This is a genomic window from Leclercia adecarboxylata (genome assembly GCF_006171285.1).
Classification (GTDB): domain Bacteria; phylum Pseudomonadota; class Gammaproteobacteria; order Enterobacterales; family Enterobacteriaceae; genus Enterobacter; species Enterobacter barmai.
On the sequence record NZ_CP040889.1, the window covers coordinates 4,773,517 to 4,799,250 of the forward strand.

At 60.5% G+C, this 25,734-nt stretch carries 21 protein-coding genes and 1 pseudogene; 6 read left to right on the plus strand and 16 right to left on the minus strand.

Annotated elements, in window-relative coordinates:
* Window positions 1-284: 284 nt before the first annotated feature.
* Window positions 285-4,187: an ATP-dependent RNA helicase HrpA gene (gene hrpA, locus FHN83_RS24595; RefSeq protein WP_139565261.1), complete on the minus strand. Its 3,903-nt coding sequence runs from the start codon at window positions 4,185-4,187 to the stop codon at window positions 285-287.
* Between the two features lie 203 nt (window positions 4,188-4,390).
* Between hrpA and azoR the strand changes: the two genes are divergently transcribed.
* Both azoR and FHN83_RS24605 read left to right on the plus strand, forming a co-directional pair.
* A complete protein-coding gene (gene azoR, locus FHN83_RS24600; RefSeq protein WP_138369136.1) occupies window positions 4,391-4,996 on the plus strand; it encodes an FMN-dependent NADH-azoreductase in 606 nt (201 codons plus the stop codon).
* 272 nt (window positions 4,997-5,268) lie between these two features.
* Window positions 5,269-5,421: a Hok/Gef family protein gene (locus FHN83_RS24605; RefSeq protein WP_039028525.1), complete on the plus strand. Its 153-nt coding sequence runs from the start codon at window positions 5,269-5,271 to the stop codon at window positions 5,419-5,421.
* 88 nt (window positions 5,422-5,509) lie between these two features.
* On the opposite strand, the pseudogene paaY reads toward FHN83_RS24605, so the two are convergent.
* The 13 genes and pseudogenes from paaY to paaA all read right to left on the minus strand — a co-directional run bounded on the left by paaY (window position 5,510) and on the right by paaA (window position 16,662).
* Window positions 5,510-6,095 (minus strand): annotated as a pseudogene (gene paaY, locus FHN83_RS24610) (phenylacetic acid degradation protein PaaY).
* A gap of 10 nt (window positions 6,096-6,105) precedes the next feature.
* Entirely contained in the window at window positions 6,106-7,041 is a 936-nt protein-coding gene (gene paaX / locus FHN83_RS24615) for a phenylacetic acid degradation operon negative regulatory protein PaaX (RefSeq protein WP_139565262.1), read from the minus strand.
* An 87-nt stretch (window positions 7,042-7,128) separates the two neighbouring features.
* Complete coding sequence (paaK, locus tag FHN83_RS24620) at window positions 7,129-8,445, minus strand: phenylacetate--CoA ligase PaaK (protein WP_139565263.1); 1,317 nt, start codon at window positions 8,443-8,445, stop codon at window positions 7,129-7,131.
* Between the two features lie 52 nt (window positions 8,446-8,497).
* Window positions 8,498-9,703, minus strand: a complete 1,206-nt coding sequence (gene pcaF, locus FHN83_RS24625) for a 3-oxoadipyl-CoA thiolase (RefSeq protein WP_139565264.1) — start codon at window positions 9,701-9,703, stop codon at window positions 8,498-8,500.
* Window positions 9,703-10,125 carry a hydroxyphenylacetyl-CoA thioesterase PaaI gene (paaI, locus tag FHN83_RS24630; RefSeq protein WP_039028520.1) on the minus strand — a complete coding sequence of 141 codons (423 nt, stop codon included), beginning with the start codon at window positions 10,123-10,125 and terminating at the stop codon, window positions 9,703-9,705. Before paaI ends, pcaF begins: the two co-directional genes overlap by 1 nt.
* Window positions 10,115-11,536, minus strand: a complete 1,422-nt coding sequence (gene paaH / locus FHN83_RS24635) for a 3-hydroxyacyl-CoA dehydrogenase PaaH (RefSeq protein WP_139565265.1) — start codon at window positions 11,534-11,536, stop codon at window positions 10,115-10,117. The genes paaI and paaH overlap by 11 nt, the downstream gene beginning before the upstream one ends.
* A 1-nt stretch (window position 11,537) precedes the next feature.
* On the minus strand, window positions 11,538-12,323 hold the full coding sequence (paaG, locus tag FHN83_RS24640) for a 2-(1,2-epoxy-1,2-dihydrophenyl)acetyl-CoA isomerase PaaG (protein ID WP_139565266.1): 786 nt from the start codon (window positions 12,321-12,323) through the stop codon (window positions 11,538-11,540).
* Window positions 12,324-12,325: 2 nt separating this feature from the next.
* Window positions 12,326-13,093, minus strand: a complete 768-nt coding sequence (gene paaF / locus FHN83_RS24645) for a 2,3-dehydroadipyl-CoA hydratase PaaF (protein ID WP_139565267.1) — start codon at window positions 13,091-13,093, stop codon at window positions 12,326-12,328.
* On the minus strand, window positions 13,090-14,160 hold the full coding sequence (gene paaE, locus FHN83_RS24650; RefSeq protein ID WP_039028516.1) for a 1,2-phenylacetyl-CoA epoxidase subunit PaaE: 1,071 nt from the start codon (window positions 14,158-14,160) through the stop codon (window positions 13,090-13,092). Before paaE ends, paaF begins: the two co-directional genes overlap by 4 nt.
* A gap of 7 nt (window positions 14,161-14,167) precedes the next feature.
* Window positions 14,168-14,665 carry a 1,2-phenylacetyl-CoA epoxidase subunit PaaD gene (paaD, locus tag FHN83_RS24655; RefSeq protein ID WP_039028515.1) on the minus strand — a complete coding sequence of 166 codons (498 nt, stop codon included), beginning with the start codon at window positions 14,663-14,665 and terminating at the stop codon, window positions 14,168-14,170.
* Between the two features lie 14 nt (window positions 14,666-14,679).
* Window positions 14,680-15,426, minus strand: a complete 747-nt coding sequence (gene paaC, locus FHN83_RS24660; protein WP_039028514.1) for a 1,2-phenylacetyl-CoA epoxidase subunit PaaC — start codon at window positions 15,424-15,426, stop codon at window positions 14,680-14,682.
* 7 nt (window positions 15,427-15,433) lie between these two features.
* Window positions 15,434-15,721, minus strand: coding sequence for a 1,2-phenylacetyl-CoA epoxidase subunit PaaB (gene paaB / locus FHN83_RS24665; RefSeq protein WP_032611057.1), 288 nt, complete (start codon window positions 15,719-15,721; stop codon window positions 15,434-15,436).
* Window positions 15,722-15,732: 11 nt separating this feature from the next.
* The gene (gene paaA, locus FHN83_RS24670; protein WP_039028513.1) at window positions 15,733-16,662 is read right to left on the minus strand and encodes a 1,2-phenylacetyl-CoA epoxidase subunit PaaA; all 930 of its coding nucleotides are present in this window, start codon (window positions 16,660-16,662) and stop codon (window positions 15,733-15,735) included.
* Between the two features lie 282 nt (window positions 16,663-16,944).
* Here paaA and paaZ point away from each other — a divergent pair, with 282 nt between their 5' ends.
* From paaZ to FHN83_RS24685, 3 genes are all read left to right on the plus strand, one after another.
* Window positions 16,945-18,990, plus strand: coding sequence for a phenylacetic acid degradation bifunctional protein PaaZ (gene paaZ, locus FHN83_RS24675; protein WP_139565268.1), 2,046 nt, complete (start codon window positions 16,945-16,947; stop codon window positions 18,988-18,990).
* Window positions 18,991-19,165: 175 nt separating this feature from the next.
* On the plus strand, window positions 19,166-21,433 hold the full coding sequence (tynA, locus tag FHN83_RS24680; RefSeq protein WP_138369146.1) for a primary-amine oxidase: 2,268 nt from the start codon (window positions 19,166-19,168) through the stop codon (window positions 21,431-21,433).
* A 167-nt stretch (window positions 21,434-21,600) separates the two neighbouring features.
* The gene (locus FHN83_RS24685; protein ID WP_139565269.1) at window positions 21,601-22,650 is read left to right on the plus strand and encodes a diguanylate cyclase; all 1,050 of its coding nucleotides are present in this window, start codon (window positions 21,601-21,603) and stop codon (window positions 22,648-22,650) included.
* A gap of 118 nt (window positions 22,651-22,768) precedes the next feature.
* On the opposite strand, the gene FHN83_RS24690 is transcribed toward FHN83_RS24685, so the two are convergent.
* Window positions 22,769-24,268: an aldehyde dehydrogenase family protein gene (locus FHN83_RS24690; RefSeq protein WP_039028509.1), complete on the minus strand. Its 1,500-nt coding sequence runs from the start codon at window positions 24,266-24,268 to the stop codon at window positions 22,769-22,771.
* Between the two features lie 235 nt (window positions 24,269-24,503).
* On the opposite strand from FHN83_RS24690, the gene feaR reads away from it, so the two are divergent.
* Window positions 24,504-25,409 (plus strand): transcriptional regulator FeaR, encoded by a 906-nt coding sequence (gene feaR / locus FHN83_RS24695; protein ID WP_139565270.1) that lies wholly within the window; start codon window positions 24,504-24,506, stop codon window positions 25,407-25,409.
* Here the strand turns inward: feaR and FHN83_RS24700 are convergent, their stop codons facing one another.
* A complete protein-coding gene (locus tag FHN83_RS24700) occupies window positions 25,410-25,730 on the minus strand; it encodes a YdbL family protein (RefSeq protein ID WP_039028507.1) in 321 nt (106 codons plus the stop codon).
* Window positions 25,731-25,734 lie beyond the last annotated feature (4 nt).

The following is a 25,734-nucleotide window of genomic DNA, read 5'->3' on the forward strand; positions in this document are numbered from 1 at the left end:
GGGCGAGGCGCAGGGATGCGCCGAGAGGGTATAGCCTGCAGGGATGCAGGCTGGTGCCCGACCCGAAAGCCTGAAGGAATAAGCTGAGGGCACCGCGAAGCGGCGATTTTCTTGCCGGGAGCCCGGGTAGCCAGGGTGGTGGCGATTGAGCCACCCTGGCACGTTCACAGGTTCAGGATTAACAGAGAAGCAAGAAACGTAAGGTGAACGGAACTACCACCAGTGCCACATGCATCCGCAAAAACCATGTAGGCCCGGTAAGCGCAGCGCCACCGGGCAGGGTTTTACCCTGAGATCTGCTCCATCGCCTGCAAAATACGCTTATCGGAGATCGGATACGGCGTCCCAAGCTGCTGTGCAAAGAAGCTGACGCGCAGCTCTTCGATCATCCAGCGGATCTCCTGGACGTCTTCGTCATCGCGGCGGGCTGGCGGGAGCTTGTTCAGCCACTGCTGCCAGCGCTGCTGCACCGCTTCCACCTTCAGCATCTGCGCCCGGTCGCGGTGCGGATCGATCGCCATCTTCTCCAGACGCTTTTCAATCGCCTGTAAATAGCGCAACGTATCGCCTAAACGCCTGTAGCCGTTGCCGGTGACAAACCCGCGATAGACCAGCCCCGCCATCTGCGCTTTCACGTCCGACAGCCCCAGCGCCATGGTCATATCCACCCGCCCTTTCAGACGCTTGTTAATATTGAACACCGCAGTCAGGATCTGCTCGACCTGCTTCGCAATGTTGACCACCGTCTCGTTGAGTTCGGCGCGCACCATATCGTGCAGCTTCGCAAAGCCCTCTTCCGTCCACACCGGGCCGCCCGCAGCGTGGATAAGCTGATCCACGCCGCAGGAGATGCAGTCGTCGATCAGATCCAGCACCTTGCCGTACGGGTTAAAGTAAAGCCCCAGCTTGGCTTTGTTCGGCAGCTTCTCATGCAGATACTTGATCGGCGATGGGATGTTTAACAGCAGCAAACGGCGCAGCCCGCGCCACATCGCCTGCTGCTGCTCCTGCGGATTATCAAACAGCTTGATCGCCACGCTGTCGCGCTCGTCCACCAGCGCTGGCCAGGCTTTCACCTTGTAATTGCCGCGCTTCTGCTCGTAGCTTTCCGGCAGCTGACCAAAGCTCCAGATATGCAGCCCGCTCTGCTCGATACCGTCGTCGGCCACGGCAGACAGGGTCTCCTGTACTTTGCCTTTCAACGCCTCTTTCAGATCGGTGAGGGAGCGGCCTTCCTGCAGCTTTTTGTTTTTGTCGTCCACCACCCGGAAGCTGATTTTAAGGTGATCGGGCACCTGATCCCAGTGCCAGTCTTCCCGGTCGATGGTGACGCCCGTCATGCGACGCAGCTCGCGCTCCAGCGAATCCAGCAGCGGCAGCTCCAGCGGCGTGGCGCGCCCCAGGAACGCCTCGGCATAGTTCGGCGCAGGCACAAAGTTACGCCGCACCGGTTTGGGCAGCGATTTAATCAGGGCGATAATCAGCTCGCGGCGCAGGCCGGGAATTTGCCACTCAAAGCCGCTCTCCTCCACCTGGTTGAGCAGCGGCAGCGGGATGTGAACGGTGACGCCGTCGGCATCGGTCCCCGGCTCAAACTGGTAGCTCAGGCGCAGCTTGAGGTTGCCCTGATGCCAGAAGTTCGGGTAATCCAGCTTGCTGACCTGTTCCGCCCCCTCTTTAATCAACATGCTCTTTTCAAAGTTGAGCAGGTCCGGGGTCTCGCGGCTGACCTTTTTCCACCAGCTGTCGAAGTGGCGCGCAGAAACCACGTCGTGGCTGATGCGCTGGTCATAAAACTCAAACAGCGTCTCGTCATCCACCAGGATATCGCGACGGCGGGTTTTGTGTTCCAGCTCCTCCACTTCGCTGCGCAGCTTCAGGTTTTCGCGGAAGAAGGCGTGACGGGTCTGCCAGTCGCCCTCCACCAGCGCGTGGCGGATAAACAGTTCACGCGACAGGGCCGGATCGATCTGGCTGTAGTTGACCTTACGCGCGGCCACCACCGGCAGGCCGTAAACGGTGACCTTCTCGGTCGCCATCACCGCCCCCTGCGCCCGCTCCCAGTGCGGTTCACTGTACGAGCGTTTCAGCAGGTGCTGCGCTACCGGCTCGACCCACTCCGGGTCGATGCGCGCGGCAATGCGCCCCCACAGGCGGCTGGTCTCCACCAGCTCGGCCACCATCGTCCACTTCGGCGGCTTCTTGAATAGACCTGAGCCCGGGAAGATAGAGAACCGGGCGTTACGCGCCCCGGTGAACTCCTGCTTGTCGGCATCTTTCATACCGATATGCGACAGCAGACCGGTCAGCAGCGCGATATGAATTTCGCGGTACTCCGCCGGCTCGCTGTTCACCGGAATGCCAAGCTCCTTCACCACCTGGCGCAGCTGGGTGTAGATGTCCTGCCACTCGCGCACCCGCAGATAGTTGAGGAAATCCAGCTTGCACTGACGGCGGAACTGGTTCGACGACAGCGCTTTCTGCTGTTCGCCGATATAGTTCCACAGGTTCACAAAGGCGAGGAAATCGGACTCTTTGTCGTGGAAGCGGCGGTGCTTCTCGTCCGACGCCTGCTGCTTGTCCATCGGACGCTCGCGCGGATCCTGAATGGAGAGCGCCGAGGTGATGATCATCGCCTCGCGCACGCAGCCGTGTTTTTGCGCCTCCAGCACCATACGCGCCAGACGCGGGTCCACCGGCAGCTGGCTGAGCTGGCGGCCCATTGGCGTCAGCTTGTAAACGGTGGCCTGCTCGTCGGTGGTGATCGCCCCCAGCTCTTCCAGCAGGCGTACGCCGTCCTGGATATTGCGCTTGTCCGGCGCTTCCACAAACGGGAAGGCGGCGATGTCGCCGAGCCCAAGGGCAGTCATCTGCAGAATGACCGATGCCAGGTTGGTACGCAGAATTTCCGGGTCGGTAAACTCAGGACGCGACAGGAAATCGTCTTCCGAATAGAGACGAATACAGATCCCTTCCGAGACGCGTCCGCAGCGGCCTTTACGCTGGTTGGCCGAGGCCTGGGATACCGGCTCAATCGGCAGGCGCTGCACCTTGGTGCGGTAGCTGTAGCGGCTGATGCGCGCCGTGCCGGGATCAATCACATATTTAATGCCCGGTACGGTAAGGGAGGTTTCCGCCACGTTGGTCGCCAGCACGATGCGGCGGCCGCTGTGGGACTGGAACACCCGATTCTGCTCGCTGTTGGAGAGACGCGCGTACAGCGGCAGGATCTCGGTATGGCGCAGGTCGCGCTTGCTGAGCGCGTCGGCAGTATCGCGGATTTCGCGCTCTCCGCTCATAAAGATCAGAATATCGCCCGGGCTTTCATTCCCCAGCTCATCCACCGCGTCGAAAATGGCCTGCAGCTGATCGCGCTCGGTGTCGTCGGCGTCCTCCACCATCGGGCGGTAACGCACTTCAACGGGCCAGGTACGACCGGAGACTTCGATAATCGGCGCGTTGTTGAAATGGCGCGAAAAACGTTCCGGATCGATGGTCGCCGAGGTGATGATCACTTTCAGATCCGGACGACGCGGCAGCAGCTCGCGCAGGTAGCCCAGCAGGAAGTCGATGTTCAGGCTGCGCTCGTGGGCTTCATCGATGATGATGGTGTCGTACTGCATCAGCATCCGGTCCTGCTGGATCTCCGCCAGCAGGATCCCGTCGGTCATCAGCTTGACCATGGTGTTGTCGCTGACGTGATCGCTGAAGCGCACCTTGTAGCCGATGCAGCCGCCCGGCTCGGTTTGCAGCTCTTCGGCAATTCGGTTTGCCACGGTCCGCGCCGCCAGACGACGCGGCTGGGTGTGGCCGATCAGCCCCTTCAGCCCACGCCCCAGCTCCATACAGATTTTTGGCAGCTGGGTGGTTTTACCGGAGCCGGTCTCCCCCGCCACAATCACCACCTGGTGATCGCGCACGGCTTCGAGGATCTCCTGCTTTTTCTGGCTGACGGGCAGGTTTTCCGGATAGACGATCGCCGGGCGCGCCGCTTCGCGCAGCACGACCTTACCTGCCGCCTGTTCAATCTCTTTCGCCATCTCCTGGAAAATGGCCTGTTGTGCATCAGGATTTTTAACCTTCTTAACCCCGTGCACACGGCGGGCAAAGCGCTGTTTGTCACGCAGCATCAGCGTATCAAGCTGTTGCATAAGCATCGGGAAGGTTAATTTCTGTTGTTCTGTCATAGCGTTAACGGGCAGTGCACTGCCGGATAAAATCTCTTTTTAATGATTGATATAGAGTACCACATTGACGGTTTTTGCGCCTTATTCAAAAATTTCGAACATAGGCTTCGATATATTGCGCTATCCCTGCGACAGGATTGTGAATAGAGTGTCATCAAGCAACGGGGTAACCCCCCTCATCAAATACAACAAAGGAATCACCCATGAGCAAAGTATTAGTTCTTAAATCCAGTATTCTGGCAGGGTACTCTCAGTCTGGTCAGCTGTCTGATTATTTCGTTGAACAGTGGCGTGAACAGCACAGCGCTGACGAAATCACCGTCCGCGATCTGGCCGCTCAACCGGTACCGGTACTGGATGGCGAACTGGTTGGCGCGCTGCGTCCGAGCGATGCTCCACTGACCCCACGTCAGCAGGAAGCGCTGGCGCTCTCTGATGAACTGATTGCCGAGCTGAAAGCGCACGACGTGATCGTGATTAACGCGCCGATGTATAACTTCAACATCCCGACGCAGCTGAAAAACTACTTCGACCTGGTGGCGCGTGCAGGCGTAACCTTCCGCTACACCGAGAAAGGACCAGAAGGTCTGGTGACCGGTAAACGTGCGATTGTGCTGTCAAGCCGTGGCGGTATTCACAAAGATACCCCAACCGACCTGGTTGCCCCGTATCTGTCCCTCTTCCTGGGCTTCATCGGTATCACCGACGTGAATTTCGTGTTTGCTGAAGGTATTGCTTACGGTCCGGAAGTGGCGACGAAAGCCCAGACCGACGCCAAAGCCGCTATCGACAGCCTGGTTGCTGCATAAGATTTCCCACTCCCACCGCCCGGTGGGAGTTTTTTTATTTCCCCTGCCGTCCCCTGCATTTACGAGACGCCTCGTAGAATTAGCGCTGTAATCTGCGCATCTTCAAAGAAATCCTTATTATGCCGGCGGGTGCTTGAGGCTGTTCAACCTCAGGCAAACTTGCCGTAGGCTGGACAGTAAAAAGCCCCAGGAGATTTTTCAATCCACCTGGGGCTACCATCCAAACCCTAGCAAGTTGGATGTTAGCCCCTTCTGAGCAAGGAGGCAATGACATGCTGACAAAGTACGCCCTTGTGGCAATTGTGGTGCTGTGCTGCACAGTGCTGGGATTTACGCTTCTTGTACGCGAAACCTTATGTGAGTTGAGCGTAAAAGAACGTGGTATGGAGTTTAAAGCTGTTCTCGCTTACGAATCGAAGAAGTAGCTAAAACGCGGGGAGCAATCCCCGCGTATCCCACAAGCAGGCGGATCTCAATGCACCTTTTAGCCCTCTCGAATGAGAGGGCTAACTCTTAGCTGGCCGATTTCGGCCGCAGGTTTTCGTCAAACACCAGCCGCTTACGATCCGGCTCCGCCTCATGCAGCGGTTCGACCTGATGCATCGTCTGTTTACAGCGATCCACCAGAGTCTGATATTCGCGGGTGCCCTGCTTTTTCCTGCTCGCTGAGCACGCGGATGGCTTTGGCCGGGCTGCCGATAATCAGATAGTCGGCAGGCATTTCCGCCTTCGCTTTCACAAAGGCCGCCGCGCCGACAATGCTGTTTTCACCAATCACTGCTCCGTCCATGATCACCGCGTTCATCCCTACCAGCGCGTTACGGCGGATCACGCAGCCGTGCAGAATGGCACCGTGCCCGATATGCCCCTCCTCTTCCACCACCGTGTCCTGCTCGGGGAAGCCGTGCATGATGCAGTTATCCTGAATGTTGGCCCCGTCTTTGACGACGATCCGCCCGAAATCGCCGCGCAGGCTGGCGTTAGGCCCGACATAAACCCCCTTGCCGAGGATCACGTCGCCAATCAGCACCGCCGTCGGGTGGACATAACTCTCTTGTGGCACAACCGGTGTCAGACCATCGATTTGATATACAGGCACATAACCTCCGTTACGCGGGCGTCAGGCCACCGAAGCGCTGCCAGTAAGAGGTGCCCGGCGACGGCAGTTCGCCGACCGAGGTTTCCCCTTTCTCACTGACAAACGCCAGCGCCCCTGGCGCCACGCGCTGATAAATGTTGATGCACAGCTGGCGGGCCGTCTGGCCTGCCCAGTGTGACGGGAGTAACTCTTCCGGCAGGAGCGGATCCTTGAGCACCACCCGGCGATAAAAGTGGATCAGCAGCAGCTGGATCTGGAAGCAGCGCTCCGGCGTCAGCTCCTCCGGCGTGGCCTCGCGCAGCAGGGGCAGCACCGGACGGAACGAGTCGATAAAGGTTTCATACATCAGGTTTTGCTCGCTGAGTTGCCAGCACTCCTCCACCCGGGCGCGCAGCGCGGCGCGGGAGAGCGCCAGCGGCGAGTGGGCTTCAAAGCAGATCACGTTGTCCGCCACGCCCGCTTCATGCAGCAGCGTCTGTACATCCGCCAGCTGTTGCGACGGCGACGCCATCAGGCTCGGTGCCAGGGTGCCAAATCCCTGCCAGATCAGCTGCTTTTTCACATCCGCCAGGGTGGCTTTGTCCATCCCTTCGGAGAGCAGCAGCAGCCACTTGCCATCCCAGGCCGGAAGCTCGGCGCGGTAAATTTTGGTCTCGGCCCGGCGGGTTAAGCGCAGCCCTTTGTCGCTCAGCCGGTAGAAGCTGCGTCGACCGATGCGGACCACATCCAGCCAGCCCTCCTTGTTAAGACGGAACAGCGCGGTACGCACAAAGCGTTCGCCGAATCCCATCCCCTCCAGCAGGGCCGCCAGGCTTCCCAGCCAGACTTCACCCCCGCGATGGGACAGGGCATCACCGTACAAAGATGAGATCAGCGATGTGCCGCTGACGGGAACGGAGCTGACCGCGTGCTGGATAAAGGCGTCGAGTTTACTCATCTGATTCATTCTGTTGTGATTATTTTGTCGGATGAATCATAGCATAGCCCCGCAAGCCTGGCCCTCCCCAATACGGAGAGGGCCAGCAGGTCAGGATCAGCCGTTGGCGGCAGCCTTGCGCAGGTCGAAGACGCGGCAGGCTTTGCCCTCGGAACGCGGGATGCTGCCGCAGTTCACAATGGTCACGTCGGTGGAGATCCCCACCATTGATTTAATGCGGTGGCGCAGCTGGTGGCAGACGTTGCAGCGCTGCTCGTGGGTCAGCGTCAGGCTGCTCTCTTTCAGCTCCACTTTCACGGAAAGCGAATCAAGATGACCGCGACGGTTCACCTCAAGCTGGTAATGCGGCGACAGGTGTTCAAACTTGACGATCTCCTCTTCCAGCTGGGACGGGAAGACGTTCACGCCGCGGATAATCAGCATATCGTCGCTGCGACCGCTGATGCGATCCATGCGGCGCATGGTGCGGGCGGTGCCCGGCAGCAGGCGGGTCAGGTCGCGGGTGCGGTAGCGGATCACCGGCAGCGCCTCTTTGGTCAGGGTGGTGAACAGCAGTTCGCCCTGCTCACCGTCCGCCAGCGGGGTGCCGTCGTTCGGGTTGACGATCTCCGGGTAGAAGTGATCTTCCCAGATAGTCGGGCCGTCGGCGGTTTCGATGCACTCCATCGCCACGCCCGGGCCCATTACTTCCGACAGGCCGTAAATGTCCAGAGCGGTAATGCCGAGGCGTTTTTCGATTTCGCGGCGCATCGCCAGAGTCCAGGGTTCAGCACCAAATACGCCGACGCGCAGGGAGCATTTGCTGGCATCGCCGCCCATCTGGCGCTCAAGCTCTTCGATCAGGTTAAGGCAATAGGATGGCGTCACCATGATCATGTCCGGCTGGAAATCACGGATCAGCTGGGCCTGCTTCTCGGTCTGGCCGCCGGACATCGGGATCACCGTTGCCCCCAGGCGCTCGGCACCGTAGTGCGCACCCAGACCGCCGGTGAACAGGCCGTAGCCGTAGGCAACGTGAATTTTGTCCTTCGCGCTGCCGCCCGCGGCGCGTAGGGAGCGGGCCACAATGTTGGCCCAGTTATCAATGTCGTTTTGCGTGTAGCCGACCACGGTCGGTTTACCGGTAGTACCGGAGGAAGCGTGGATACGCACCACCTGCTCCATCGGCACCGCGAAGGTATCAAACGGATAGTTGTCGCGCAGATCCTGCTTGGTGGTACACGGGAACTTGCGGATATCCGCTAACTCTTTGAAATCGTCAGGGTGAACGCCCGCCGCATCAAACTTGCGTTTGTACATCGGGACGTTTTCATATGCGTGTTTTAAGGTCCACTTCATGCGCTCGGTTTGCAGGGCCTGCAGCTCATCAAGGGAGGCGGTTTCGATGGCATCAAGCGCTGTTGTCGATGTCATTGTCGTTGCAGTTGTCGTTGTCATAGTAGGGTACTCACATTTTTATAATTGTTCAGACACGCTCAAGGATCATGGCAATGCCCTGACCGACACCAATGCACATCGTACACAGCGCATAGCGCCCTTTACGACGGTGCAACTCGTTGCTGGCGGCCAGCGCCAGACGGGCTCCGCTCATCCCCAGGGGATGGCCTAAGGCAATCGCACCACCGTTAGGGTTAACGTGCGATGCATCGTCCGGCAGCCCCAGCTCGCGCAGGACGCCCAGCGCCTGGGAAGCAAAGGCTTCATTCAGTTCGATAACGTCCATATCGTTGATGCTCAGCCCGGCGCGCTCCAGCACGCGGCGGGTAGCAGGCACCGGACCCAGCCCCATCAGACGCGGCTCAACGCCGGCGGTGGCCATCGCCACGATGCGGGTACGCGGGGTTAAGCCCTGCGCCGCCGCCATCTCTTCGCTGGCGATAATCAGCGCCGCGGCACCGTCGTTCACGCCGGACGCGTTACCGGCGGTGACCACGCCGCCCGCGCGGAACGGGGCTTTCAGCCCGGCCAGCATCTCCAGGGTGGTGTCCGGGCGCAGATGTTCGTCATGCACCACTTCGGTGACTGCCCCTTTCTTGCCCTTAATCATCACCGGCACAATCTCCCGGGCCAGAATGCCGTTGGCCTGGGCCTGAGCGGTACGCTGCTGGCTGCGGAACGCGAAGGCGTCCTGGTCTTCCCGTGAAATCCTTAACAATTCCGCTACATTCTCTGCCGTTTCCGGCATGCTGTCAGAACCAAATTGCTGCGCCATGAGCGGGTTCACAAAACGCCAGCCGATGGTGGTATCAAAAATTTCATTCTGCCGCTGGAAGGCGCTGGTGGCTTTGCCCATCACAAACGGCGCGCGGGACATCGACTCCACGCCCCCGGCAATCATCAGGTCGCCATCACCGGCGCGAATGGCGCGGGCCGCGAAGCCAATTGCATCGAGACCAGAGCCGCACAGGCGGTTCAGGGTGGTGCCGGAGACGGTCTGCGGCAGCCCGGCCAGCAGCAGGGACATGCGCGCCACGTTACGGTTGTCTTCCCCCGCCTGGTTGGCGCAGCCAAAGATCACATCGTCGATGCGCTCCGCATCCAGACCCGGGTTACGCGCCAGCAGCTCACGCAGCGGAATAGCGCCGAGATCGTCCGCGCGAACCCCAGACAACGCACCGGCATAGCGGCCGATGGGGGTACGGATCCCGTCACAAATAAAGGCGTCACGCATTATGCTTCTCCTGTGATCGTGCCGCCGATGCGGTGGGATTTCCCACGGAACAGGGCAACGGTTTTTTGTTGTTGGTTAACGATTTCAATGTCGTACACGCCGGTCAGCTGGCCCTGATGACGCACCTGCGCTTTCGCGGTGAGCCTGTCACTGGCAAACGCCGGGCGGACAAAATCAATGGTGCATCCCGAGGCCACCGCCGCCAGTCCCTGGCTGTTGCAGGCGTAGGCGAAGGCGGTATCGGCGAGGGTAAAGAGCTGGCCGCCGTGGCAGGTTTTATGGCCGTTGAGCATCTGCGGCGTGACGGTCATGGTCAGCACCGCGACGCCGTCATCCATCTCGATAATGTCGATGCCATAGGCCTGGGCGCAGGCATCGTTTTCATACATGGCGCGGGCGTTGCGCCAGGCGTTATGACTCATAGCTACTCTCCAGAAGCGCGCGCTGGCGCAGCAGGGATGAAGGACGGTAACGCTCTTCGCCGTAGTGGCGTTGCAGGTTTTCCAGAAGGATCAGCAGACGCTGCCAGCCAAGCTGTTCTCCCCAGGCCAGCGGACCGCGCGGATAGTTCACCCCGAGGCGCATGGCGGTATCGATATCCTGTTCGCTGGCGACCCCTTTTTGCAGGGCGTCGAGGGCTTCGTTGACGATCATCGCTACCGTGCGCCAGATAATCAGGCCCGGATAATCCGCCACCTGCAGCACGCGCTTGCCCTGCTGCTGGAAATAGCGCACCGCTTTAAGGGTGGCGGCGGTCGGGTTGCTGGCGGCGGCAGCAATCACCGTCACGTCGGCTTCCTGCCTGTCGAACACCACCACCGGCTGGGCGTAGCGGTTCGCCAGCGCCTGGGCGGTCTCACCCTGAGTTTCAATCAACAGTACGCCGCCGATATCGGTGACACCGTCACTTCTCTTTTGCTGTTGCGTGACACTGTCACTACCAGCGACATGCTCAAACCAGTTCACCGCAGGCTTTTCGTTGCGCCAGTTGTAGACGCCCTGCCCGCTCTTCTTACCGAAACGCCCGGCCAGCACCAGCTCCTGCTGCACCAGCGACGGCAGGAAGCGGCGCTCCTGCCAGAAGGCGTTGAAAACCGAACAGGTGACGGCGAAGTTGACGTCCTGGCCGATCATGTCGGTCAGCTCCAGCGGCCCCATCGGGAAGCCAGCACCTTCGCGCAGCGCGGCGTCGATAACTTCCGGCGCGGCAACCTGCTCTTCCAGCGCGCGCCAGGCTTCAGCGTAGTACGGACGCGCCACGCGGTTAACGATAAAGCCCGGCGTGGACTGGCAGCGCACCGGCTGTTTGCCCCAGCGCGTTGCCAGTTCCATCAACTGGGCCACCACCTCTTCAGAGGTCGCCAGCCCGCTCACCACTTCCACCAGCTTCATCACCGGTGCCGGGTTAAAGAAGTGCAGCCCCGCCACGCGCTCCGGGTGGTGCAGGTCGGCGGCAATGGCGGTAATGGAGATGGATGAGGTGTTGCTGGTCAGCAGCGTTTTCGCCGGGCAGATCTCTGCCAGCTGCGTGAACAGCGCTTTTTTGACCGCCATCTGTTCAGAGGCGGCTTCAATCACCAGGTCCGCCACCGCCAGCGAATGAATGTCGGTGACCGGCACCAGGCGCTGGAGCGTCTGTTCAGCGTCGTGTGCGCCCAGCTTGCCGCGCGCCACGCGGGATTCGAGACGGCCGCGGATGCCGTCGATGGCGCGGGAGATGGCGTCGGCGTTGATGTCATACACCAGAACCGGATGCCCGTGGCTGGCCGCCACTTCAGCAATGCCTGCGCCCATAATGCCGCTGCCAATGACCGCTACGGTATGAATCGTCATCTTATTTCCCCGTAAACTGCGGTGCGCGTTTGTTGAGGAAGGCGCTGACCCCTTCGCGGTAGTCGGCGCTGCGCCCGGCCAGGCGCTGATAGTCGCGCTCCAGATCCAGCTGCGCGTCCAGGGTGTTGGTTTCCGCGGCGTTGATCGCCTGCTTGATCAGACCTAAGCCAAAGGTCGGCTGCGCGGCCAGATGCACGGCCAGCTGGCGGGCGGTGTCGGTCAGTTCGGCGTCGTCCACCACCTGCCAGATCATCCCCCAGGCGTGCGCCTGCTCGGCGCTGATTTTCTCGCCCAGCAGCGCCAGGCCCATCGCCCGGGCGCGGCCCGTCAGGCGCGGCAGCAGCCAGGTGCCGCCAGAATCCGGCACCAGACCGAGCTTGCTGAAGGCCATCACAAAGTTCACCGAGCGGGCGGCAATGACGATGTCGCAGCCCAGCGCCAGGGTTGCTCCGGCACCGGCGGCCACACCGTTCACCGCGCAGATCACCGGCTTGGGCAGTTTTGCCAGACGGCGCACCAGCGGGTTGTAAAACCTCTCCACCGACAACCCGAGGTCCGGGGCCGGGCTGTTCGGGTCGACGTTACGGTCGTTCAGATCCTGTCCGGCGCAAAAACCGCGACCGGCACCGGTGACCAGCAGGCAGCGTACGGTATCGTCGCGCTCCGCCTGCTTCAGGCACTCCGCCAGCTGCTGGTGCATCTCCTCATTGAAGCTGTTGAGACGCTCCGGGCGGTTCAGGGTGATGGTCATTACGCCCTGCTCAACGTGACTCAGAATGAAATCCATGGTTAGCGTCCTTTAAATTCGGGGGTGCGTTTTTGCAAAAAGGCGTCGATCCCTTCCCGGCGATCCTCGGTGGCCGCCAGCAGGGTAAACAGCTGACGCTCCTGGGCCAGCCCGGCCTGTAAGGCCACTTCCTGGGACTGGCGCAGCGCCTGCTTCGCCGCCTGCAATGCCAGCGGGGAGTGGCGCGCCATCAGCGCCGCCTGCTGCAGGGCATATTCAAGGGTCAGGGATTCAGGGTAAATATCGCTCACCAGCCCTGCCGCCAGCGCCTGACGGGCGGTGATGCTCTCCCCGGTCAGGACCATTTTGCTGGCAAGGGATTTACCCACACTGCGGATCAGGCGCTGGGTGCCGCCTGCGCCAGGCATGATGCCTAAGGTAATTTCCGGCAGACCGAAACGGGCGTTCTCCCCGGCGATGACCACATCGCACAGCAGCGCCAGCTCGCAGCCAGCGCCCAGGGCATAGCCGTTCACGGCGGCGATCAGCGGCTTGTTGAAGGCGTTTATCCGCGCCCACAGCTGGGGGCGAATGTCGTTGAGGGTGGCGGGCAGATCTTTTTCCGCCATCTCGTTCAGATCGGCCCCGGCGGCGAAGAAGCGCTCGTTCCCGGAGATCGCGCACACCGAGATTTCGCTGTCCGTCGCGGCGGCTTCGAGGGTGGTCGCCAGTTCGCCCAGCAAGGCATTGTTCAGCGCGTTGCGGGCCGCCGGGCGATTGAGGGTCAGGTGCAGCACCCGTCCGTGACGGGCGACAATCAGGTCGCTCATGCCATCCCCTTCGCGTCAAAGTCCACCACCACGTCGCTGGTCAGCGGCAGGGCCTGACAGCTCAGGACGTAGCCCGCCGCCAGTTCATCCGGCTCGAGGCTGTAGTTGGTGACCATATCCACCTTGCCGCGCACCACTTTGCATTTACAGGTGGCGCAGACTCCGCCCTTACAGGCGTAAGGCAGATCGGCACCCTGACGCAGGGCGGCGTCGAGAATGCTCTCGTCGTCGGCGGTGAGGGTAATTTCACGGTCGCGCCCGTCCTGGCGCACCGTCACTTTCTGCCCTTCGGTCTGCACCGTATGGGTACGCTTGACGGTCGAGCCCGGCGTATTGAAGCGCTCGAGGTGCAGCGATTTTTCCGGCATGCCCAGCGCTTTCAGCGTCTGTTCGGCTTCGTCCATCATCGCTGCCGGGCCGCAGATAAAGGCTTCGTCAAACTGGCTGAAGTCGATTAAGTGTTTGCCCAGCGCCTGCAGTTTTTCACCGTCGATGCGCCCGTGCAGCAGCTCGCTGTCCAGCGTCTCCTGGCTGAAGATGTTGACCACCTGCAGGCGGGTCGGATAGCTGTCCTTCAGGTCGGCCAGCGCCTGGCGGAACATCATGCTCTGGCTGCTGCGGTTGCCGTAGATCAGGGTGAAGTGGCTGTTCGGTTCGGTGGTCAGGGTGGTGGCAATGATCGCCAGCATCGGGGTGATGCCGGAGCCCGCGGCAATCGCCAGATAGCAGCCTTCACGTTCGGCCAGCGGCTGATAGCCAAAATGACCCTGGGGTACCATCACCTCCAGCGCCATCCCCTGTTTGATCTCATCCCGGGCATAGCGCGAGAAGCGGCCGCCGTCGATGGCTTTCACCGCCACGCTGATTTCGCCGGTACGGGCGCTGCGGCAGATGGAGTAGCAGCGGCGCAGCTCTTCGCCCGCAAGATGGGCTTTCAGCGTCAGATGCTGGCCCGGACGGAAGCGATACGCTTCCTGTAATGCCTGGGGAACCGCGAAGGTGATGGTCACCGCATCGCGGGTTTCGGGTTCCACTTTTGCCACCGTTAAGGAATGAAACGTTGTCATGGCGACCTCAGATACATTTGAAATAGTCGAAGGGTTCCCGGCAGCTGTCGCAGCGATACAGCGCCTTGCAGGCCGTGGAACCAAATTCACTGATTAGGGTGGTGCGGGTGCTGGCGCAGCGCGGACAGGTCACCTCGGCGGGCAGATGCGCGTGGCAGCTGTGTCCGGCCGGGGGGCTGATGCCGTACTGACGCAGGCGCTCCCGGGCGTCCGGGGTCATCCAGTCGGTGGTCCATGCCGGGTCGAGCTGGATGGTAATCTGCACCGGGGCATAGCCGTGGGCGGTCAGCGTGTCGCGGATCGCCCCCATCAGATGGTCGGTGGCCGGACAGCCGGAATAGGTCGGCGTAAAGCCGATGGCCCAGCCTTCACCCTGCGGGGTAACGCTGCGCACCATGCCCAGATCGGTAATGGTCAGCACCGGGATCTCCGGGTCCGGGATCTGGCTTAACAGAGACCAGATCTGCGGGACGGCGGCGGGTGCGAGTTCGACGGCATGCTGCATAGTGTTCTCCTGCTTTACCACTGCTGGCCGGGGTACACGCGCTGCAGATATTGCATCTCTGCCAGCATCGGTCCCAGATGTTCGGTGTGCAGCCCTTTTCGACCGCCGGTACGGTAAGCGGACTCGGACGGTACGCTCAGCGTCGCTTCGTTCAACCCGGCAAACACTTCCGCTTCCCACTCGTCGCGCAGGCTGCGCGGGTCGACGGCAATCCCGTCGGCGGCCAGAGCCAGATCAATCTCGTCGGCCTCGAACAGTTCGGCGGTAAAGCGCCACAGGTCGTTCACCGCCTGCTGCATTTTTTGCCCCGACACCTCGGTGCCGTTGCCCAGACGCTCCAGCCAGCCGCGGCTGAAGCGCAGGTGGTAGCGGGCTTCTTTGATGGATTTGGCGGCGATGGCGGCAAGCTGCGCGTCGCGGCTCTGGGTCAGACGGGTAAACAGCGCCACGTGCCAGGCGTCGATAAAGTACTGCCGGGCGATGGTGTCGGCGAAGTTGCCGTTCGGCTGTTCCACCAGCAGCAGATTGCTGAACTGGCGTTCGTCGCGCTGGAACGCCAGCGTATCTTCGTCCCCCGCCCCTTCCAGCTCGGCGGCGTAGGTTAAGAAGTTGCGCGCCTGCCCCAGCAGGTCGAGGCCGATATTGGCCAGCGCGAGGTCGATCTCCAGTTCCGGGGCATGACCACACCAGGCGCCCAGACGCTGAGAAAGCACCAGCCCGTTATCACCCAGGCGCAGAACATATTGCGTTAACGTTTTCATCCCTGCCTCACATGTGCTCAATGCCATCAGGGATGGTGTAGAACGTCGGATGGCGGTAGACCTTGCTTTCCGCCGGATCGAAGAACTCACCGCGCTCTTCCGGCTGCGAGGCGACGATTTCGCTCGCCTTCACCACCCAGATGGAGCAGCCTTCGCTGCGGCGGGTGTAGGCATCGCGGGCGTTTTCCAGCGCCATGCGGTCATCGGCGGCATGCAGGCTGCCCACGTGACGGTGGGATAAACCCTGTTTGCTGCGGACAAAAACTTCGTACAACGGCCAGTATGTTTTGCTCATCTTGATTCCCCTTACGCGACTTTGCGGGCGTGTTGTTTTTCTGCGTGCGCCAGTGCGGCTTCGCGCACCCACGTCCCCTCTTCCCAGGCTTTATTCTTGGCGGCCAGGCGTTCGTGATTACAGACCCCGCGACCGTTGATAACGTCGTCGAACTCCTGCCAGTCGATCTCACCAAAACGGTAGTGACCGCTTTCGGCGTCAAAGTGCAGATCCGGGTCCGGGACGGTCATGCCCAGCATTTCCACCTGCGGCACGGTGTTGTCGACAAAGCGCTGACGCAGCTCGTCGTTGCCAAAACGTTTGATCTTCCAGGCCAGGCTGCGGGCGCTGTTCGGCGAGTTGTCGTCGTTCGGGCCAAACATCATCAGGGCTGGCCACCAGAAGCGGTTGATGGCGTCCTGCAACATCTGGCGCTGGGCTTCGCTGCCCTGGGCCAGCGCCATGCAGGCTTCAAAGCCCTGACGCTGGTGGAAGCTCTCTTCCTTACAGATCTTCACCATCGCCCGGGCATAGGGGCCGTAGGAGGTACGGCACAGCGCCACCTGGTTAACGATGGCCGCGCCATCCACCAGCCAGCCGATCACGCCGATATCCGCCCAGCTCAGGGTCGGGTAGTTAAAGATGGAGGAGTACTTCATCTTGCCGTCGAGCATCTTCTGGTAGATGTCTTCCCGCGCGCAGCCCAGCGTTTCCGCCGCGCTGTAGAGGTAGAGGCCGTGCCCGGCTTCGTCCTGCACTTTCGCCAGCAGGATGGCCTTGCGGCGCAGCGTCGGGGCGCGGGTGATCCAGTTACCTTCCGGCAGCATGCCGACAATTTCGGAGTGTGCATGCTGGCCGATCTGGCGGATCAGCGTCTTACGGTACGCGTCAGGCATCCAGTCCTGGGGCTCGATGGCCGTCTCTTGCGCGATGCGCTGCTCAAAGCGTTGTTCTTCCGTCACGTCATCACCCTTTTGATTCGTTTAACTGGTAATTCGTGTTCAATGATGAATCACGTTGTTTAATAAAAGTTACACAAAGGTTAATGATAAACCCAAGATCCCTTTGTCTGTTTTGTGATGAGGCTCGCAAGACATTTCTGAAGCCCAGGCATAGCGCGGCCTGCGCCACTGAAGAAGATATAGCGAGATCACAATGTTAATAAATCATTAACAAGAAACTTGCTTTTTATGATTCACAAATGAACTATCTATAGTGAAATCACGAACCATCTGGAGAGAAAGATGCAGCAGTTAGCCAGCTTCTTATCCGGCACCTGGCAGTCTGGCCGGGGCCGTGAGCGCACCATTCAACACGCCATCAGCGGTGAATCCCTCTGGTCCGTTACCAGCGAAGGGCTGGACATGGCCGCCGCGCGTCGCTACGCCATCGAGAAAGGCGGCGAAGCGCTTCACGCCATGACCTTCATTGAGCGCGCCGCAATGCTGAAAGCGGTGGCTAAACATCTGTTGAGTCAGAAAGAGACGTTCTATGCCCTGTCGGCACAAACCGGGGCGACCCGCGCCGACAGCTGGGTGGATATCGAAGGCGGGATCGGCACCCTGTTTACCTTTGCCAGCCTCGGCAGCCGCGAGCTGCCGGACGATACCCTGTGGCCAGAAGATGAGCTGATCCCGCTCTCAAAAGAGGGCGGATTTGCCGCGCGCCACGTCCTGACCTCCAAATCGGGCGTTGCGGTGCACATCAACGCCTTTAACTTCCCCTGCTGGGGGATGCTGGAAAAACTGGCTCCAACCTGGCTGGCCGGGATGCCTGCGATAATCAAACCGGCCACCGCCACCGCCCAGGTAACTCAGGCGATGGTGAAAGCCATCGTCGACAGCGGACTGGTGCCGGACGGCGCTATTAGCCTGATTTGCGGCGGTGCGGGGGATCTGCTGGACCAGCTCGACCATCAGGACGTGGTGACCTTTACCGGCTCTGCCGTTACCGGCCAGTCGCTGCGCGTGCACCCGAACATCGTCGCGAAATCCATTCCATTCACCATGGAAGCCGACTCCCTGAACTGCTGCGTGCTGGGGGATGACGTCACCCCGGAGCAGCCGGAGTTTGCGCTGTTTATCCGCGAAGTGGTGCGGGAGATGACCGCCAAAGCCGGGCAGAAATGTACCGCTATCCGCCGCATCATCGTGCCGCAGGCGCAGGTGGAGGCCGTCAGCCAGGCGCTGATCGCCCGTCTCGAGAAAGTGGCGGTTGGCGATCCGGCGCAGGAAGGGATCAAAATGGGTGCCCTGGTCAACGCCGATCAGCGTGCCGACGTGCAGGAGAAAGTGGATGCGCTGGTAAGCGCAGGCTGCCAGGCGCTGTTGGGCGGTAAAGCCGACCTGACTGCCGCCGGAGCCTTCTTCCCGCCGACGCTGCTGTTCTGCCCGCAGCCGGACGAAACCCCGGCGGTTCACGCCACCGAAGCCTTCGGCCCGGTCGCGACCCTGATGCCGTATCAGTCCCGGGAACACGCCATGGCTCTGGCCCGCGCCGGTGAAGGCAGCCTCGCCGGGACGCTGGTCACCGCCGATCTGCGTCTGGCGCGACAGTTTATCGCCGGGGCCGCCCGCGCCCACGGTCGTATCCAGATCCTCAACGAAGAGTCGGCCAAAGAGTCCACCGGCCACGGTTCGCCGCTGCCGCAGCTGGTGCACGGCGGTCCGGGGCGCGCGGGTGGCGGCGAAGAGCTGGGCGGCCTGCGGGCGGTGAAACACTATCTGCAGCGCACCGCCATTCAGGGCAGCCCAAGCATGCTTGCCGCCATCAGCCAGCAGTGGGTGCGCGGGGCCCAGGTGCAGGAGGATCGGGTCCATCCGTTCCGTAAATACTTCGAGGAGCTGCAGCCGGGCGACAGCCTGCTGACCCCGCGCCGCACCCTGACCGAGACCGATATCGTTAACTTTGCCTGCCTGAGCGGGGATCATTTCTACGCCCACATGGACAAGATTGGTGCGGCGGAGTCAATCTTCGGCGAGCGCGTGGTGCACGGTTACTTCCTGATCTCCGCCGCGGCGGGGCTGTTCGTCGACGCGGGCGTCGGGCCGGTGATCGCCAACTACGGTATGGAGAACCTGCGCTTTATCGAGCCGGTGAAGCCGGGCGACACCATCCAGGTGCGTCTGACCTGCAAGCGCAAGACGCTGAAGAAACAGCGCACGGCGGAAGAGAAACCGACCGGCGTGGTGGAATGGGCGGTTGAGATCTTTAACCAGCACCAGCAGCCGGTGGCGCTCTACTCCATCCTGACCCTCGTCTCACGTCAGCACGGAGATTTCGACGCCTGACCCCCTCCCTCCGGGTAACGTCGCGCACGTTACCCGGCTTCTGGCACATCTGACAAAACATCTGGCAAATGCAGGCAAACACTACGCACAGCGATATTGCTATGTTGGCAATGACTAAACCGCGCGCAGAACAGCGGTCCCGAGTGGATAACAACACATACAACAGAGGTTAATCATGGGAAGCTCCTCAATTTTTTCTCCACGTAAAACGGTGCTGGCGTTGGCCGTTGCTTGTCTCTTTTCCGGTCAGGTGCTGGCTCACGGTGGTGAAGCACACATGGTCGAGATGGATAAAACCCTGACCGACTTTGGCGCGGATGTGCAGTGGGATGACTATGCCCAGATGTACACCATCAGCAAAGACGGAGCCTTCATCAAAGTGAAGCCGGGCGCAACGACCGCCATCGTCAACGGCAAGCCGCTCACCCTGCAGGTGCCGGTGGTGATGAAAGAAAACAAGGCCTGGATCTCCGATACCTTTGTCAACGATGTGTTCCAGTCCGGTCTTGATCAGACCTTCCAGGTTGAAAAGACCCCGCACCCGCTGAATGCCCTCTCCGCGGATGAGATCAAACAGGCCGTCGAGATTGTGAAAGCCTCGCCGGACTTTAAACCGAACACCCGCTTTACCCAGATCGCCCTCGCCGAGCCGGAAAAAGCCAAAGTGTGGGATTTCGTGCTGAACGGTACGGCGGTGGATGCGCCGCGGCAGGCCAATATCACCATGCTGGACGGCAAATTTATTATCGAAGCCCTGGTGGATCTGAAGGATAAGAAAATCCTGCACTGGGAGCCGATCAAGGACGCCCACGGCATGGTGCTGCTGGATGACTTTATGGCGGTGCAGAACATCGTGACCTCCAGCCAGGAGTATGCCGACGCCCTGAAAAAACGCGGCATCAACGACCCGAAAAAGGTGATGGCCACCCCGCTGACCGTCGGCTTCTTTGACGGTAAAGATGGCCTGAAGCAGGAAGACAGGCTGCTGAAAGTGGTGAGCTACCTGGATACGGGCGACGGCAACTACTGGGCGCATCCGATTGAAAACCTGGTGGCGGTTGTCGACCTGGTTGAGAAGAAGATCGTCAAAATTGAAGAAGGCGCAATTGTGCCGGTGCCGATGCAGTCCCGTCCTTATGATGGCCGCGACCGCGAGCCGGTAGAGCATAAACCGCTGGAGATCGTGGAGCCAGAGGGCAAGAACTACACCATTACCGGCAATATGATCCACTGGCAGAACTGGGACTTCCACCTGAGCCTGGATTCCCGCGTCGGGCCGATCATCTCCACCGTCACCTTTAACGATAACGGCAAAAAACGCCAGGTGATGTACGAAGGTTCGCTGGGTGGGATGATCGTCCCTTACGGCGACCCGGACGTGGGCTGGTACTTCAAGGCGTATCTGGATTCCGGCGACTACGGCATGGGCACCCTGACCTCTCCGCTGGTGCGCGGCAAAGATGTGCCGTCCAACGCCGTGCTGCTGAATCAGACCATCCCCGACTACACCGGTGCGCCGATGGAGATCCCGCGGGCCATGGCGATTTTCGAACGCTACGCCGGGCCGGAGTATAAGCACCAGGAGATGAACCAGCCGAACGTCAGCACCGAGCGTCGTGAACTGGTGGTGCGCTGGATCAGCACCGTGGGGAACTACGACTACATCTTCGACTGGATCTTCCACGAAAACGGCACCATCGGCATCGATGCCGGGGCGACCGGTATCGAAGCGGTGAAAGGCGTGATGGCGAAAACCATGCACGATCCGAGCGCCAAAGACGATACCAGGTACGGGACGCTGATCGACCACAACATCGTCGGCACTACCCACCAGCACATCTACAACTTCCGTCTGGATCTGGACGTGGATGGCACCAACAACACCCTGGTGGCGATGGATCCGGAAGTGAAGCCGAACACCGCTGGCGGCCCGCGTACCAGTACCATGCAGATCAACCAGTACAACATCGACAGCGAGCAGCAGGCGGCGCAGAAATTTGACCCGGGCACCATTCGTCTGCTGAGCAACACCAGCAAAGAGAACCGCATGGGCAACCCGGTCTCTTACCAGATCATCCCGTACGCGGGCGGCACACACCCGGTAGCCACCGGCGCGAAATTCGCCCCGGACGAGTGGATCTATCACCGCCTGAGCTTTATGGATAAACAGCTGTGGGTGACCCGCTACCATCCAAACGAGATGTACCCGGAAGGGAAATTCCCGAACCGCTCCACCAAAGATCAGGGGCTGGGGCAGTTCAGCAAGGATAACGAGTCGCTGAATAACCAGGATGACGTGGTGTGGATGACCACCGGCACCACACACGTGGCGCGAGCGGAAGAGTGGCCGATCATGCCAACCGAATGGGTGCATACCCTGCTCAAACCGTGGAACTTCTTCGACGAGACACCGTCGTTAGGTAAGAAGAAAGAGGCGCAGTGAGTCAGTGTAAAAGGCCGGGCGAATGCCCGGTTTTTTTTGCCCGTTAATGACTTGCCGATCGGCTTATCGTGCTTATAGTGAGTATTATCTTTTGCTTTTTTTTGGGTTAAGCATTGTTACGTCGAAAATCTTCAAGCCTTCGGACAGAACCTTTTTCACGCAGGGACATGGTCACGCGCGGGCTAATCATCAGCATTCCCTGGCTGGCGCTGGTTAACATCACCTTTGCCCTGCTGGTTCTGTTGCGAAACTGGCTATTCAGCGACATCGACCGTCTTTACGAGGTCGGCACGGCCCGTGCCGCGACGATAGATCTGCTAATGCTGACGGTAATCGTCCTGTTTAGCCTCTCCCTGCTGCTGGTCTGGCGCAAAAAGCGGGGGCTGAGTCTGCTGTTGCTGCTGGCGGGGCTGATCTGGTCCTTCTGTAGCGTCTGGTTTATCGCCAATCTGCAATTGCCGTTCGCCTGGCCGCTCTGCACCACTCTCCTGATGACCTCTCTGGCCGCGCTCTATTTTTATCCCGTCGGGCTTGTCTGCTATGCACTGCCGCTGTGGATCGCGATGCCCGTTGCAAGCGTGATGCTGAACCAGGGCGTCAGTCTGCGCTTTCTGGTGGTGTGGCTTATCTTTACGGGGATCCTGGTCTACGGACGGTTTATTTTACTGCGCTGGTTTGACGAGGCCTGGCTGCGCCATCAGCAGAATCAGGCGCTGATTGCCCGCCTGGACGCTCTGGCGCATCAGGACCCACTCACCGGCACCGCCAACCGCCGGGCGATGGAGGCGGTGCTGGAAAACGCCGCCGAACAGGATAAAGGTTTTGCGCTGATCATGCTCGATGTGGATCAGTTCAAGCGCTACAACGATTTTTACGGGCATCAGGCCGGGGATGAATGTCTGGCGGCGGTGGCGCTGGCGCTAAAAAAAGTGGTGCGCAGCCCGGACGATGTGGTGTCGCGCTACGGTGGCGAGGAGTTTCTGCTGATCCTGTTTGATGCGACGGAAAAAGTTGCGGAACGGGTGGCAGCGCGCATTCAGGAGAGTCTGCGCGCCGCGGCAATTCCGCATGCCGCCTCAACGGTCAGCGACAGCGTCACGGTCAGCATGGGGATCGCTTCGATGACCGTTGGTCAAACGGCCAGCGAGGTGATTGCCCAGGCCGACGCCGCGCTGTACCGGGCGAAAAATGCAGGACGAAACCGCTGGTCCTGCTAAGGGTGCGGATTTTTGGTTCGGTGCGGTTTGGTGTCGGGTGGCGGCTGCGCCTTACCCGACCTACGGGGCGGTAAACCGGCCAGACCGTAGGCCCGTGCAAGCGCAGCGCCGCCGGGCGTTAGTACCGCACGCACACTGATTTGGTTTCACACCAGCCGTCCAGCCAGTCAGGGCCGAAATCACGCCCTGTGCCGGACTGCTTCATGCCGCCGAACGGCAGGTTGGCGTCGATCAGGGTATGGCTGTTCACCCATACGGTGCCGGCCTGCAGGCGGTCGGTGTACTCCAGCGCTTTGCTGATGTTTTGCGTCCAGACGCTGGCGGTCAGACCGTATTCGGTATCGTTCGCCAGACGTAATGCCTCTTCGCCGTCGGCGACGCGCACCAGGTTCACCACCGGGCCAAACACCTCTTCGCGGGTCAGGCGCAGGCTGGCGTCCGGGTTCACCACCAGCGTTGGCGAGACATAGTAACCCTGGTCGTTGGGACCACGATTGCCGGTAATCAACTCCGCCTGACGCGACTGGGCCTCGTCGAGGAAGGTTTGCACCTTGTCACAGTGGGCGCGGGAAACCAGCGGGTTAATGTGCGCCTCCTGGGACATCCCCGGCCCGACGCTCAGGGATTTCACCGCCTGCTCAAAACCGCTCACCACGGTATCAAACAGCGGCGCTTCGATGTAAATGCGCGAGCTGGCGGCGCACACCTGCCCCTGGTTGAGGAAGCTGCCGGTCATCAGCCCTTCGATCACCCATGACGGATCGGCATCCTTCAGCACGATGGCCGGGTTTTTACCGCCCAGCTCCAGGGTTACGCCCATCAGGCGGTCGGCAGCGGAGCGCGCGATCTGCTTGCCAGTGGCGGTCGAGCCGGTAAAGCTCACTTTGGCGATATGCGGATGGTTAGTCAGCGCCGCGCCACACACCGCACCGCTGCCGGTGACCACGTTAAAGACGCCGTCCGGGATCCCGGCTTCACTTGCCAGTTCCGCCACGCGCAACAGGGTCAGCGGCGTGGTTTCGGACGGTTTGATCACGATAGAGCAGCCTGCCGCCAGGGCGGGCATCACCTTCCACATGCCGATCAGCAGCGGGAAGTTCCACGGCACGATCCCGGCCACCACGCCAATCGGCTCTTTGCGGGTCCAGGCCTGGTAGCGAGCCCCCTGCGGCATCGGAATGGAGAGATCCAGCGTCTTACCGGAAATTTTTGTCGTCAGCCCGGCGGTGTAGCGCATCCAGTTCAGGGTGCAGCCTACTTCAAATGCGCGGGAGATGTTAATGGATTTGCCCTGCTCGAGGGTTTCAAGCTGGGCCAGCTCCTCGGTGTGCTGCTCCACCAGATCGGCGAAGCGCAGCAGAATACGTTCACGCTCAGCGGGCAGTTTGCCACACCAACTGCGGGCCACGAAGGCGCGCCAGCCGGACATCACCGCCCGGTCGACATCCTGCGCACTGGCATCGGCCGTGGAGGCAATCACCTGCCCGGTTGCCGGGTTATAGATATCCAGACGCTTTTCGCTGTCGGAAGCGGACGATTGTCCCTCAATCCAGAGGCCGTGCTGGCGATCCAGAAATTGCTGCACGCTGTGCAGTACTGCGACCTGTGTATCAGACATAGCGATTCCTTATTATTCGCAGGGTGTCATCGCAGTCTAAGATGGGTTTCGGCAATGCGCTTTTATCTGTGTGACATTCGCTTTGTCGGCTGTGACAGGCTCCGCAAAACGCGACAATACTGCCGTTTCGCTCTCTTCCTCCGCCGGATTTTTTGCAGGATTTCGCCCCCTGTCACGGGCAATTAGAAACATAAATGCAACAATGTTTAAACATTCACGACGTAGCGGGTAACACATGCGTGCAAACGAAACGGACAATTATCAGCAGTGGCTGGCGCAGATAAACCAGGTTTGTGGGAGTTTTGCGGCCCGGCCAATGAGCGGCGAGTTTTACGGTGAGCTGGAATCGACCTGGACCGGTAACCTGAAGCTCAGCACCGTTACTGCTGGCGGCGTGAATCTGTTTCGTACCCGCCAGGAGATAAAAACCAGCAACGATGCCTGGTTCTACACCGTGTTTCAGCTGGAAGGTGAAGCCGGGCTGGAGCAGGACGATCGGCAGATTGTGCTGAACGCGGGGGATATCACCCTGATCGACGCCTCCCGCCCCTGCTCGATCTACTGGCCGGAGAAATCCCGTCAGATCTCACTCCTGCTGCCGCGCCAGATCCTGGAGCAGCACTTCCGTTTTCAGGAGGTGAGCTGCGCGCAGAAACTCTCCCGCAGCCTGCCTACCGTACAGCTCAGCTACCGTCTGCTGCAGGACAGCATGAACAACCCGGCACTGAGCGAGACCGAAAGCGAAGCCGCGCTGGAGGCGATGGTCTGCCTGCTGCGCCCGGTATTGCAGCAGCGTGAAGCCGTGCAGCCGCGCAAGGAGCGTCAGTTTACTCAGGTCCTGACCCTGATCGACGACCATATTCAGGCTGAACACCTGCGCCCGGAGTGGATTGCGGCGGAATGCGGGATGTCGGTACGCAGCCTGTACCGGATGTTTGCCGAGAAAGGGCTGGTGGTGGCGCAGTACATTAAGAATCGCCGTCTGGATCTGTGCGCACAGATGCTGCGCAGTGCCCGCGACGACGAAAAACTGGCGGGGATTGGCTACAGCTGGGGCTTTACCGACCATAGCCACTTCTCAACGGCGTTTAAGCAGCGCTTTGGGATTTCGCCGGGCGAATACCGCAAACGCCACCGCTGATCACTTCTGCATCCACTTGCCGTTGATCCCCTGCACGTACTCGCCGGGGCGGGCGCGTTGGACCAGTTTTGTCCCGGCCATTTTCGCCACTTCATCCACCGGAATGTTATTGCTGTCCGCCAGTTTCTGATAGCTGTCGGTGCGCGCCTTGTTGATCTGCTCAACCAGCGCCAGGGTTTCTCTGTCGTGACTGCGCGGGGCAATATACCCGCTCAGCGTCTCCCCGACGCGCCCCTCGGTGCGGGCCTCATTGAGGGTCAGCGCCAGCGCGGGCGCGCTGAGCAACAGGGTTAGCACAATCAGCGCAATGCGTTTTCTCATGGCG